The following is a 12,372-nucleotide window of genomic DNA, read 5'->3' as shown; positions in this document are numbered from 1 at the left end:
CCGGTGCCTGCGGTCGGCTGAGCGCCTGACAGCACCGACCCGCGTCCGTGCCCGGGCCTGCTGGCTCAGCTGATCGCGAGCCAGTCGTTCCAGCCGTTGTGCAGCACGAGCCAGGCCACGAGGCCGTAGCCGGCCTGCCCGGGGTGGGCCCGGTCGGGGCTCGCGGCGAGGTCGGCCATCCACTGGTCGTGGCTGACGAGCGGGCGGAAGCAGTCGACGTAGGTGATGCCCCGCCGCGAGCACACGTCGGCCTGGGCCTCTGCGAGGGCCTCGATCCTCCGGTTGAGCTCGGGGTCGAGGGTCGGGGCGAGCCCGACGACGAAGGCGCTGATGCCGGAGTTGCTCGCCTCGTCGAGCACGTTGGCGAGGTTGAGCCGCGAGCGGGCCATCGTCATGCCCGAGGTGATGTCGCCGGCGCCGACGGAGACCACGAGCCGCCGCTCGCCGCGCCCCTTCCAGCGGGGGTGCGACTCGGCGCCCCAGCGGGCGACCACGTCGCCCGAGGTGTTGCCGCGCACGCCGAGGTTGTATGCCGTGAGGTCGAGATCCGGGTGCTGGGTGCGGGCCACGACCCGCCCGACCCACCCGAGTCCCTTGGGGTCGCCGTAGCCCGCGGTCATCGAGGCCCCGATGAAGACGAGGCCCACGTCGCGCACGCCCTCGGCCACGGTGAACTCGCGGCTCGGTGCGAAGGAGGGCTCGGCGTCGACTGCGGCGGGTGCCGTCGCGGCCGCGGGGGCCGCAGCTGCAGGGGTGGCCGGCACAGTCGGAGCGTCAGGCGGGGGAGCGGCAGCGGGCGTGCGAGCGGCGCCCGGCTCGGCGGCATACCGCGTCGTCGGCGGCTCCGAGGTGAACTCGGTGTGGCGCGAGGGGTAGGCGGGGCCCACGCCGTAGGGCCGGCGCTCGGCATCGGTGTCGGTCGGATCGCTCACGTCGTCAGTTCCTCGTCCGTGCTCTTCGGTGGCTCATCAGTGCCTCATCAGTGCCATCAGTGCCTCATCGGTCCTCGTCAGTCCTCGTCGTCGTCGAGCCGCGCCAGCCACGTCGCGAGCCGCTCGACGGGGATCTCGAACTCCGGGAAAGTATCGACGAAGGTGCGCAGCTGCTCGGCGAGCCAGTCGATGCTGACCTCCTCCTCGCCGCGGCGAGCGGCGAGCTCCTCGATGCCACGGTCCGTGAAGTACACGGAATGGAGGTTATCGCGTGACGACGCCCGGCCCGCGGAGGCGGGCCGGGCGTCGACGGTGCAGCGTGCTCGGGTCAGCGGTTGAAGGCGCGGTCCATGAGCTCGGCCTGCTCTACGGCGTGCTTCTTCGAGGAGCCGGTCGCGGGCGAGGCCGACGCCTTGCGGGCCACGACGCGCCACGGGCGGGTCTCGCCCATCTCGCAGAGGTCCTCGTGCAGCCACTGGGCCATGAGCGGCCACGCACCCTGGTTGCGCGGCTCGTCCTGCACCCAGAAGAGCTCGGCGCCGGGGTAGCTCGCCACCGCGTCGCGGATCTCCTGCTCCGGGATCGGGTAGAGCTGCTCGACCCGGATGATGGCCGTCGAGGTGTCCTCACGCTTCTCGCGCTCGGCGTCGAGCTCGTGCACGACCTTGCCGCTGGCGAGGATGACGCGGGTGACGTCCTTGGTCACGCCCTCGTGGTCGGGCAGGACGGGGCGGAAGCCGCCCTCGGTGAAGGCCTCGACCGGGCTGGCTGCCGCCTTGCTGCGCAGCATCGACTTCGGGGTGAAGACGATGAGCGGGGTGCGCGGCCGGGCGTAGGCCTGGCGACGCAGCAGGTGGAAGTAGCTCGCCGCCGTGGAGGGATAGGCGACCGTCATGTTGTTCTCGGCGCACAGCTGCAGGTAGCGCTCGATGCGCGCCGAGCTGTGGTCGGGACCCTGACCCTCGTAGCCATGGGGGAGAAGCAGCACGACCGAGCTGCGCTGGCCCCACTTCTGCTCGGAGCTGCTGATGAACTCGTCGACGATGGTCTGAGCACCGTTGCCGAAGTCGCCGAACTGCGCCTCCCACAGCACGAGGGCGTCGGGCCGCTCGACGGAGTAGCCGTACTCGAAGCCCATCGCGGCGTACTCCGACAGGAGCGAGTCGTAGACCCAGAAGCGGGCCTGGCCCTCGCCGAGGTAGAGCAGCGGCGTCCACTCCTCCGCGTTGTTCTTGTCGATGAGCACGGCGTGACGCTGCACGAAGGTGCCGCGGCGGCTGTCCTGGCCGGCGAGCCGGATCGGGGTGCCCTCCTTGAGGAGGGTGCCGAAGGCGAGCAGCTCGGCCATCGGCCAGTCGATGCCGCCCTCGTGCACCATCTTGGCGCGGCGGTCCATCAGCTGCTTGAGCTTCGGGTGGATGGTGAAGCCCTTGGGCGGGCTGGCGAAGGTCTCGCCGATGTGGATGAGCTCGCTCGGCGAGACACCCGTCTCGGTGGCCGACCGCCGCTGGGCCGTGTCGTCCTGCACCTGCGCCGTCGGGCGCTCCAGACCGGCGTTGTCAGGGGCGTCCGAGTCGCGCTCGGGTCCCGCCGCGGCGGGAGCCCCGGCGGGGGCCTTCTTGGCCTCGCGGGTCTCGACGAAGACGCGCTCGAGCTGCTGCTGGTAGTCGCGCAGGGCCGCCTCTGCGTCCTCGACGCTGATGTCACCGCGACCGATGAGCGACTCGGTGTAGAGCTTGCGCACCGAGCGCTTGGCCTCGATGAGGCTGTACATCAGCGGCTGCGTCATCGACGGGTCGTCGCCCTCGTTGTGGCCACGGCGGCGGTAGCACACCATGTCGATGACGACGTCCTTGTTGAACTCCTGGCGGAACTCGTAGGCGAGCTCGGCGATGCGGACGCAGGCCTCGGGGTCGTCGCCGTTCACGTGGAAGATCGGCGCCTGGATCATCCGCGCGACGTCGGTCGAGTAGACCGACGAGCGCGAGCTGCTCGGCGAGGTGGTGAAGCCGACCTGGTTGTTGATGACGACGTGGATCGTGCCGCCAGTGCGGTAGCCGCGAAGCTGCGAGAGGTTGAGCGTCTCGGCGACGACACCCTGCCCGGCGAACGCCGCGTCACCGTGCATGAGCACGGGTAGCACGGGGAAGGACTCCCCGGCGAGGTTGAGCCGGTCCTGCTTGGCGCGCACGATGCCCTCGAGCACCGGGTTGACGGCCTCGAGGTGCGACGGGTTGGCGGCGAGGTAGACCTTGGTCTTGCTGCCGTCCTCGGAGACGAACTCGCCCTCGGTGCCGAGGTGGTACTTCACGTCACCCGAGCCCTGCACGGACTTGGGGTCCTGCTTGCCCTCGAACTCGCGGAAGATCTGCCCGTAGGACTTGCCCGCGATGTTGGCCAGCACGTTGAGCCGGCCGCGGTGCGGCATGCCGATGCAGACCTCGTCGAGGTTGTCGCTCGCTGCGCGGCAGAGGATGCGGTCGAGCAGTGCGATGACGGACTCGCCGCCCTCGAGCGAGAAGCGCTTCTGACCGACGAACTTCGTCTGGAGGAAGGTCTCGAAGGCCTCGGCGGCGTTGAGCCGTCGCATGATCCGCATCTGCTCGTCGCGCCCGGCCTTCTCGTAGGGCCGCTCGACCTTGTCCTGGATCCACTTGCGCTGGTCGGGGTCCTGGATGTGCATGTACTCGATGCCGGAGGTGCGGCAGTACGAGTCACGCAGGATGCCGAGGATCTTGCGCAGCTTGAGGAAGGGCGCTCCGCCGAAGCCACCGGTCGCGAAGGTGCGGTCGAGGTCCCAGAGGGTCAGGCCGTGCGTGGTGACGTCGAGGTCGTGGTGACGGCGCTGCTTGTACTCGAGCGGGTCGGTGTCGGCCATGAGGTGGCCACGCACGCGGTAGGCGTGGATGAGCTCCTGCACGCGGGCGACCTTGTTGATGTCGTCGTCGTGCGAGGAGTCGACGTCCTGGATCCAGCGGATCGGCTCGTAGGGGATGCGCAGCGACTCGAAGATCTCGTCGTAGAAGCGGTTGTCGCCGAGGAGCAGCTGGTGGATGATCCGCAGGAAGTCGCCGCTCTGGGCGCCCTGGATGATGCGGTGGTCGTAGGTCGAGGTCAGCGTGATGATCTTGCTGACGGCGTTGCGGTTGAGCGTCTCGTTGCTCGCGCCCTGCCACTCGGCCGGGTAGTCGAGCGCGCCGACGCCGATGATCGTGCCCTGGCCCGACATGAGGCGGGGGACCGAGTGCACGGTGCCGATGCCACCGGGGTTGGTCAGCGAGATCGTCGTGCCCTTGAAGTCCTCGACGGTCAGCTTGTTGTGCCGCGCCTTCTTGACCATGTCCTCGTAGGCGGTCCAGAAGTGGACGAAGTCCATCTCCTCGGCCGACTTGATGGAGGGCACGACCAGGGTGCGCGTGCCGTCGTCCTTCTGCAGGTCGATGGCGAGGCCGAAGTTGACGTGGGCCGGCTGCAGTAGGGCCGGGCGTCCGTCCTTCTCGGTGAAGCCGTTGTTCATCGCCGGCATGATCGCGAGCGCCTTGACCATGGCGTAGCCGATGAGGTGGGTGAAGCTGACCTTGCCTCCGCGCGAGCGGGCGAGGTGGTTGTTGATGACGACGCGGTTGTCGATGAGCAGCTTGGCGGGCACGGCGCGCACGCTGGTCGCGGTGGGCACCGTCAGCGAGGTCTCCATGTTGGCGACGACGCGCTGCGGGGCGCCGCGCAGGGCGGTGACGATGTCGTCGTTGACCGGCCCGGTCTGCTTCACGGCGGGCACATCACGCGGCTTGGGCTCCGCCTTGGTCTCCGCCTCGCCCTTGGGCTCTGCCTTGGCCTCCGGCTTGGGCTCTGCCCTGGGTTCTCCCTTGGCCTCCGGCTTCGGCTCTGCCTTGGCCTCCGGCTTGCCCTCGGTCGGTGCCGGAGCGGGCTGTGCCTTGGCGGCCGGCTCGGGCTCGCGCTGGGGCTCGGCCTTCACCGGCGCGGCCGGGGCGCCCGCGGGCGCGGCGCCGTTGGTCTGCGCGGCGGTGGCGGTGGCCACCGGGGGGAGCGCGGGTGCCGAGCCGTTGCCGGCACGTCCACCGTCGGATCCGTAGTCCTTGAAGAACTCCCACCACGCCTTGTCGACCGAGTGCTTGTCGGTCAGGTAGCGCTGGTAGAGCTCGTCGACGAGCCACTCGTTGGGCCCGAATGCTGCGATGGGGTCGCCGGACGTGGACTGTTCGGACACGGCGGATGCGCCTCTTTCGTTGGCTCGGGTGCGTCGTTGCGTATACGAGGGTCCAGCCTAGCCCCGAAGCGGGTGGTAGCAGCCATGGCCCCCGCCCGTCCAGTACCCATTCGTGACGAGGCGTTCGTCACGCTCGTCGGGCGCCTGCGCGCCGCGGGCGGGGTCTGTCGGGTGGGCGGGGTCAGGGCAGCCGGTATGCCGTCAGGCGATGTCGCGTCGCATCGTTCGCAGGGTGCCCAGCCCGGCCATCACGGCGGCATACGCCGCGAGCACGAGCGCGCCCGCCCACCACGAGAGCTGCTCGACGGGCTGTCCGTCGAAGCCGCCGCTGGTCGTCTCGAGCATCGCCGCGGTGGCCTGGCTGGGCAGGTAGGGCGAGATGCTCTGGCCCCAGTCGGTGAGGGCGAGCACGAGTCCGAGCACCGGCTCGACGATCCAGGCGACCGCGATCGAGATGAGCAGCGCCGCGACCTGGTTGGGGATGAGGATGCCGGCCCCGAGACCGATGAGGGCCCACAGCCCGAGCACGAGCAGCGACAGCGCGAGGCTGCGCCAGATGGAGGGATCGGCGAACGGCTCGTGTCCCTTGGCCGTGAGCACCAGCGTGCCGGCGCCGACGGCTCCGGCCAGGGAGAGGACACCGTAGAAGGCGCCGATGGCGAGCAGCGAGATCACCTTGGCCCCCATCACCCGGCCCCGTCGCGGCACGGCGAGGAAGGTTGCGGTGATGGTCTGGTGGCGATACTCCGACCCGATCGTCATGACGCCGATCGCGAGGGTCAGCAGGTAGCCGATCTGGATGCCGCCGGTGAAGACCGCCTTGGCCAGGTCGGCATCGGTGCTCGGTGCGGCCGCACCCTGCGGACCCTGCACGGCGTCACTGGTGAAGACGAGCGCGAAGAGCACGGCGAAGGCGGCCCCGGAGAGGAACACGGCGATCGACATGCCCCACCAGAGCCTGGTGGTGAAGAACTTGCGGAACTCGGCGCGGATGGCGGCGGTCATCGTCCGGCCTCCTTCGGGTCGGCAGGCGAGCCGGCGACCGTGGGTGGCAAGACCGGTGGGCCGCTCGGCGGCGGGAGGTCGGGGGGCAGGTCGGGCGCGCGCCCGGCGACCGGGGGCTGCCCCGGGGCCGGGGTGGCGCCGACGGGACCCGACGACGTCGCGTCGGTCAGCCGGTTGCGGTCGCCCTCGCTCTCGGTCAGGTTGAAGAAGAGCTCCTCGAGGTGGGTCTGCTCACTGCGCAGCTCGTGGATCGCGACGTCACTGGCGTGGGCGGTGTCGCCGACGACGGCGAGGTCCTCGGTCGTCACCTGCAGGCCGGGCCCCTTGGGGCTGACGCGCAGCCCGCGAGCCTGCAGCGCCGCGGTGAGGCGGTCGGGGTCGGAGGTGCGCACGTAGGCGGTCGGCTCACCCCGCAGCTCGCCGACGGTGCCCTGGGCCACCCGCTTGCCGTTGGCGATGATGACGACGTCGTCGACGGTCTGCTCGACCTCCGAGAGCATGTGGCTCGAGATGAGCAGGGTGCGGCCCTCGTCGGCGAGGTGGCGCAGGAAGCCGCGCAGCCAGCGGATGCCCTCGGGATCGAGGCCGTTGGCGGGCTCGTCGAGGATCAGCACGTGCGGGTCGCCGAGCAGCGCCGCGGCCAGGCCGAGGCGCTGGCGCATGCCCATCGAGTAGCCACCCGCCCGCTTGCGCGCTGCTGCGGGGATGCCGACGAGCTCGAGCAGCTCGTCGACGCGCTGGTTCGGCACGCCGGCCGCGGCGGCCTGCACGCGCAGGTGGTTGCGCCCGGTCCGACCCGGGTGGAAGTTCGTCGCCTCCAGCGCCGAGCCCACCACGGTCAGCGGGTTGTGGATGTCGGCATAGCGGCGGCCGTCGATCGTCGCCGTGCCCGAGGAGGCCCGCACGAGTCCGAGCAGCATGCGCAGGGTCGTCGTCTTGCCGGCACCGTTGGGGCCGAGGAAGCCGGTGATGCGGCCGGGCTCGACGTCGAAGTCGAGGTGGTCGACCGCCGTGAACGAGCCGAAGTGCTTGGTCAGCCCGCGCACCTCGATCCGACCGGTGGGCTCTGGGCCTACGGGATCCACGACGCTCTCCTCCTCCGGCCCCCGCCGGATCCGATCCTGACGGGCCCAACTCAACCACAGCGGCTCGCGCCCCGGACGCGGACCTCTCGACACGGCATACCGGCGTGGTCTCCCTATAGTGGGCGCGATGAGCGACGCCGACGACTGCAGGGCCTCCGCCGGCCGGAGCGTTCCGTGACCGAGTGGCTGCTGCTGCTCCTCGCGGTGCTGCTCACCGCCGGCACGGCTGTCTTCGTCGCAGCGGAGTTCTCGCTCGTCGCCATCGACCGTCCGACCGTCCAGCGCGCCATCGACGACGGCGACTCGAGAGCCCGCGTCGTGCTCCAGTCGGTGACGCAGCTCTCGACCCAGCTCTCCGCAGCGCAGGTCGGCATCACGATCACGACGCTCGTCGTCGGGGCGCTGGCACAGCCCTCGATCGGCAGCCTCGTCGCCGGGCCCCTAACGGGGGCCGGCCTGTCGCCCGGAGCCGTCGACGCGGTGTCGAGCGCCCTCGCCCTCGTGCTCGCGACCGCGTTCTCGATGGTCTTCGGCGAGCTGCTCCCGCAGTTCCTCGGCATCTCCGCGCCGCTCACGACGGCCAAGGTCGTCGCCCTGCCCGTGCGCGTCTTCGCCGCCTTCGCCCGGCCGCTCATCGTCGTGCTCAACGGGTCGGCCAACCGCTTCCTGCGTGCAGTCGGCATCGAGCCGCAGGAGGAGCTGTCGGGGGCGCGCACGCCGCAGGAGCTGGCGAGCCTCGTGCAGCGCTCCGCCGACGCGGGCACGCTCGACATCACCACGGCTCGGATGCTCACCCGCTCCCTCGGCTTCGGTGAGCGCACGGCCGACGAGATCATGACGCCCCGGGTGCGCTGCACCGGCATCCACCGCGACGAGTCGGCCGAGGACGTGCTGCGGCTGTCACGGCGCACGGGCCACTCCCGCTTCCCCGTGCTCGGTGACGACTGGGACGACGTCGACGGGGTCGTGCACGTCAAGAAGGCGATGGCGGTGCCCCACGAGCGGCGCAAGGACGTGCCCGTCTCGGCGCTCATGTCGGACCGTCTCGTCGTGCCCGAGACGATCCGGCTCGACCCGCTGCTGCGCCAGCTGCGCGAGGGCGGCTTCCAGATGGCCGTCGTCGTCGACGAGCACGGCGGCACCTCCGGCATCGTCACCCTCGAGGACGTCGTCGAGGAGATCGTCGGCGAGGTCGCCGACGAGCACGACCGCACCCGCCAGAGCGGGCGCGAGCTCGTCGACGGGTCGTGGACCGTGCCCGGCCTGTGGCGGCCCGACGAGGTGCGCGACGCCTTCGACGCCGAGGTCCCCGACGGGTCGACCTACGAGACGATGGGCGGCTTCGTCATGAGCACCCTCGGCCGGGTGCCGGTCGTCGGTGACGTCGTGGCGGTGCCGGGGTGGCGGATCACGGTCGCCGGCATGATCGGCCGTCGCGTCGACCGGCTGCGCTTCGTGCCCGACCCCGACTCGCTGCCGGTGGGCGGCGCAGGCAGCACGCAGCCGACGGAGCCGACGGGGGAGCGGGAGTGAACGGACCCTGGGTCTACGTCGTCTCGCTGCTGCTGCTCCTCGGCAACGCCTTCTTCGTCGGCGCCGAGTTCGCGGCCATGGCGGTGCGCCGCTCCACCCTCGAGCCCCTCGCCGACGCCGGCAGCAAGCGGGCCGCCGCGTGCCTGCAGGCCCTGGAGCGCCTCGGGTCGATGCTCGTGACGGCGCAGCTCGGCATCACCGTCTGCTCGGTCGGTCTCGGAGCGCTCGCCGAGGCGGCGCTGCACCACCTGCTCGAGCCGGTCTTCCACGGCTGGGGGCTGTCGGATGCCTGGGCTGGCGGCGTCGCGCTCGCCATCGCCCTGCTCATCGTCAGCTACCTCCACGTCGTCGTCGGCGAGATGATCCCCAAGAACCTCGCCATCGCCGGCCCGGACCGCACCGCGCTCGTGCTCGTGCCTCCGCTCTTCTTCCTCGCCCGGAGCCTGCGCCACATCGTGAGCGCGATGGAGGCGACGGCGAAGTGGATGGTGCGTCGCTTCGGCATCGAGCCCAAGGACGAGATCGCGTCGGCCTTCACCGCCGAGGAGGTCGCCCACATCGTCGGTGAGTCGCGCCGCGAGGGCCTCATCGAGGAGGAGCGGCACGGCCTCGTCTCCAAGACCCTCGAGTTCTCCGACAAGCTCGCGCACGAGGTCGCAGTCGCCCTCGACGCGCTGACGACGGTGAGCCTCGGTGCCAAGCCGGCCGACATCGAGCGCCTCGTGGCCAGGCACGGCTTCTCGCGCTACCCCGTGCGTGACGCCGCCGACGAGATCGCGGGCTACCTCCACCTCAAGGACGTGCTCTACGCCGACGACGAGCGGCACGAGCTGCCGATCCCGCCGAAGCGCATCCGCCGGCTCGCCACGGTCCGCGAGCAGGACGAGATCGAGGACGTGCTCGCGACGATGCAGCTGACCGGCTCGCACCTCGCCCGCGTCATCGACGACGAGGGCGCCGTCACCGGCGTCGTCTTCCTCGAGGACGTCATCGAGGAGCTCGTCGGCGAGGTCACCGACACCACCCAGCGGTGAGGTCAGTGGCCCCGGCTCGCGAGCCAGTCGAGGTATGCCGCGCCGCGGGGTGAGAGCTCGTAGCCGACCTCGTGGCTGATGGTGAGCCCCAGGGCCTTGAGCTTGCGGATGTCGACCTTCATCGGCAGCAGCTCGACGCCGCGCTGGGCCGCGAGCTCCTTGGAGACGACCCGGGGGTTGTCGCGGATCCACTCGAGGATCTCGCGGGTCCAGGGGCCGGTGGGCCGCGCGTCGAGCCGGGCCAGGCGGGCGCCGAGGTCAGCGAGCGCCTCGCCGTCGGGAAGGCTGTCGCGCAAGGCAATTCGTGGGTCCTCGCCGGCCCAGCTGAGCGTGACCCGATAGACCTTCTCGCCGCCACGGCCCCCTCGAGCGGACGGCTTGCGCGTCGTCGGTACGAGGAACCTCTGCAGGGTGGCGAGGTCCTTGACGCCCGCTCGCTTCGCATCGCGCTCGGTGAGGCGTGACGGGTCTCGCACCTGGCTCACGGCGTCGAAACGGACGAGACCGGCGGGGGTCAGCTGGAGGCCACCGACCTTGACCCGGGGCGCGTCCCAGCGCCGGAAGGCTTGCGTCACCGTGCCGGCGCGGATCGCCTCGGCGACGGGCTTCGAGATGAGCACGCCTCATCGTGGCACGCGACCGCGATAGCGTCGGGCCGTGGAGACGCAGCGAACGGCCTTCGTGCTCGGCGGCGGCGGTCTGCTCGGTGCCGTCGAGGTCGGCATGCTGCGCGCGCTCCTCGACGCGGACATCGTCCCCGACCTCATCGTCGGCACGTCGGTCGGTGCCCTCAACGGCGCTCTCGTCGCGGCCGACCCGACGCCGGCGGTCGTCGAGCGCCTCGTCGGGCTCTGGCGCAGCGCGTCGGAGGGCCGCGAGATCTACGGCGACAGCGTGATGCGCCAGGCCGCCCGGGCCATGCGCACGCGCACGCACCTGCACTCGGCGAGCCCGCTGCGCCAGCGCATCGCCGACGAGCTGGGTGACCGGACCTTCGCGGACCTGGCCGTGCCGTTCCAGTGCTGCGCCGCGTCCATCGAGCGCGCGACGGAGCACTGGTTCACCTCGGGCAGCGTCGTCGACGCGGTCGTGGCCTCGGCCGCCGTGCCGGGACTGCTGCCCCCGGCCGAGGTCGACGGCGAGCACTACCTCGACGGCGGCATCGTCAACTCGATCCCCCTGGGTCGTGCGGTCGAGCTCGGCGCCCAGCGCATCTTCGTGCTCCAGGTCGGCCGCGCGGAGAAGCCGTTGACGGTGCCCACGCGCCCCTGGGAGGTGGCTCGCGTGTCCTTCGAGATCGCCCGGCGCCACCGCTACGTGCGCGAGCTTGCCGCGGTGCCGGCTGACATCGAGGTGCACGTCATGCCCACCGGCAGCACGGGTGACGGCGAGGACTCCGTGCTCGCCTACCGCAGCTTCTCCGCCGTGGGCAGACGGATCGAGCAGGCGCATTTGGCCTCGGCGGCATACCTCGAGGGTGTGGCGTGATCGGCCTGCTGCGACGGGTGGCGCTCGGCGTCGCCATGGTCGCGCTGACCGTGCTCGTCGTCGCGACGGTGCCGCTGTGGCTCGTCGTGGCTGCCGCGGCGTCGCCCTTCGTGCCCGGGCGGCTGCGCCCGCTGCGCCTCGCGTGGCTGCTCCTGCTCCACCTCCTGCTCGAGACCGCGATGCTCCTCGTCATGCTCGTGCTGTGGGTGGCCTCCGGCTTCGGGTGGGCGATCCGGCGACCGTGGTTCGAGCGGGCGCACTACGGGCTGATGCGGTGGTATCTCGTCGTCATGTTCCGGGCGGCCCGCCGGGTGCTCAGGCTCGAGGTCACCGTGCAGGGCGACCCGCCCCGGCCCACCGAGCCCGGCGGCATCCTCGTGCTGTCGCGGCACGCCGGCCCGGGCGACTCCTTCATCCTCGTCTACGCCCTGCTGCACTGGTACGGCCGCGAGCCCCGCGTCGTGCTCAAGGACACGATGTCGCTCGACCCCGCGATCGGGCTGCTGCTGCACCGGCTGCCGGCGCGCTTCATCTCGCCCGACCCCGGCTCGCAGTCGGCGAGCGAGGTCATCCAGCAGCAGATCGCCGAGCTCGCGAGCGACCTCGACGACAACGACGCCTTCGTCATCTTCCCCGAGGGGGGCAACTTCACGCAGGCCCGGCGCGACCGGGCCATCGCCTCGCTGCACCGGCTGGGGCTGCACGCCATGGCCCACCGCGCGGAGCGCATGACCAACGTCCTCGCCCCTCGCCCCGGCGGTGTGCTGACCGCGCTCGAGGCGGCTCCGGACGCCGACGTCGTGCTCGTCGGCCACACCGGCCTCGATCACATGCTCACCGTGGGCGACGTCTGGCGCGAGCTGCCGATGGACAAGGAGATCATCATGCGGTGGTGGCGGGTGCCGCGCGAGGACATCCCGCAGGGGCGCGACGGGCGCATCGACTGGCTCTTCACGTCGTGGGAGCAGATCGACGAGTGGATCGACGCCCACCGGCCGGTCGACCTCCCGCCCGGCCCGCTGCCGGCGCGGCCGGCCTTCGAGCGGCCCTCGCCGACGGGCTGAGGC

General features: G+C 71.4%; 10 protein-coding genes. 4 read left to right on the top strand and 6 right to left on the bottom strand.

From position 1 onward, the window contains the following. Nucleotides 1–65 precede the first annotated feature (65 nt). From LG278_RS15195 to LG278_RS15175, 5 genes are all read right to left on the bottom strand, one after another. Nucleotides 66–932, bottom strand: a complete 867-nt coding sequence (locus LG278_RS15195; protein WP_404388150.1) for a GDSL-type esterase/lipase family protein — start codon at nt 930–932, stop codon at nt 66–68. Between the two features lie 77 nt (nt 933–1,009). After that, nucleotides 1,010–1,186, bottom strand: coding sequence for a DUF6104 family protein (locus LG278_RS15190; RefSeq protein ID WP_404388148.1), 177 nt, complete (start codon nt 1,184–1,186; stop codon nt 1,010–1,012). 74 nt (nt 1,187–1,260) lie between these two features. Next, nucleotides 1,261–5,160, bottom strand: coding sequence for a multifunctional oxoglutarate decarboxylase/oxoglutarate dehydrogenase thiamine pyrophosphate-binding subunit/dihydrolipoyllysine-residue succinyltransferase subunit (locus LG278_RS15185; RefSeq protein ID WP_404388146.1), 3,900 nt, complete (start codon nt 5,158–5,160; stop codon nt 1,261–1,263). A 201-nt stretch (nt 5,161–5,361) separates the two neighbouring features. After that, the gene (locus tag LG278_RS15180; RefSeq protein WP_404388145.1) at nt 5,362–6,165 is read right to left on the bottom strand and encodes an ABC transporter permease subunit; all 804 of its coding nucleotides are present in this window, start codon (nt 6,163–6,165) and stop codon (nt 5,362–5,364) included. Next, nucleotides 6,162–7,250, bottom strand: coding sequence for an ABC transporter ATP-binding protein (locus LG278_RS15175; RefSeq protein WP_404388144.1), 1,089 nt, complete (start codon nt 7,248–7,250; stop codon nt 6,162–6,164). The genes LG278_RS15180 and LG278_RS15175 overlap by 4 nt, the downstream gene beginning before the upstream one ends. A 174-nt stretch (nt 7,251–7,424) precedes the next feature. Between LG278_RS15175 and LG278_RS15170 the strand changes: the two genes are divergently transcribed. Further along, nucleotides 7,425–8,783, top strand: coding sequence for a hemolysin family protein (locus LG278_RS15170; protein WP_404388142.1), 1,359 nt, complete (start codon nt 7,425–7,427; stop codon nt 8,781–8,783). Next, nucleotides 8,780–9,817 carry a hemolysin family protein gene (locus tag LG278_RS15165; protein WP_404388141.1) on the top strand — a complete coding sequence of 346 codons (1,038 nt, stop codon included), beginning with the start codon at nt 8,780–8,782 and terminating at the stop codon, nt 9,815–9,817. The genes LG278_RS15170 and LG278_RS15165 overlap by 4 nt, the downstream gene beginning before the upstream one ends. 2 nt (nt 9,818–9,819) lie before the next feature. On the opposite strand, the gene LG278_RS15160 is transcribed toward LG278_RS15165, so the two are convergent. After that, on the bottom strand, nt 9,820–10,437 hold the full coding sequence (locus tag LG278_RS15160) for an ASCH domain-containing protein (RefSeq protein ID WP_404388139.1): 618 nt from the start codon (nt 10,435–10,437) through the stop codon (nt 9,820–9,822). Nucleotides 10,438–10,474: 37 nt separating this feature from the next. On the opposite strand from LG278_RS15160, the gene LG278_RS15155 reads away from it, so the two are divergent. Both LG278_RS15155 and LG278_RS15150 read left to right on the top strand, forming a co-directional pair. Beyond that, nucleotides 10,475–11,305 (top strand): patatin-like phospholipase family protein, encoded by an 831-nt coding sequence (locus LG278_RS15155; RefSeq protein WP_404388138.1) that lies wholly within the window; start codon nt 10,475–10,477, stop codon nt 11,303–11,305. Then, on the top strand, nt 11,302–12,369 hold the full coding sequence (locus tag LG278_RS15150) for a 1-acyl-sn-glycerol-3-phosphate acyltransferase (RefSeq protein ID WP_404388137.1): 1,068 nt from the start codon (nt 11,302–11,304) through the stop codon (nt 12,367–12,369). Before LG278_RS15155 ends, LG278_RS15150 begins: the two co-directional genes overlap by 4 nt. Nucleotides 12,370–12,372: the final 3 nt, after the last annotated feature.

The organism is Humibacillus xanthopallidus, from assembly GCF_044793955.1.
In the GTDB taxonomy this organism is placed as follows: domain Bacteria; phylum Actinomycetota; class Actinomycetes; order Actinomycetales; family Dermatophilaceae; genus Humibacillus; species Humibacillus xanthopallidus_C.
The sequence above is the reverse complement of the archived record's forward strand: the minus strand, read 5'-3'. Positions and strand labels throughout refer to the sequence as shown.

Bases quoted from the DNA above. Each gene is read 5' to 3' on its own strand.
- LG278_RS15180 (WP_404388145.1), bottom strand. From the start codon at position 6,165: ATGACCGCCGCCATCCGCGCCGAGTTCCGCAAGTTCTTCACCACCAGG.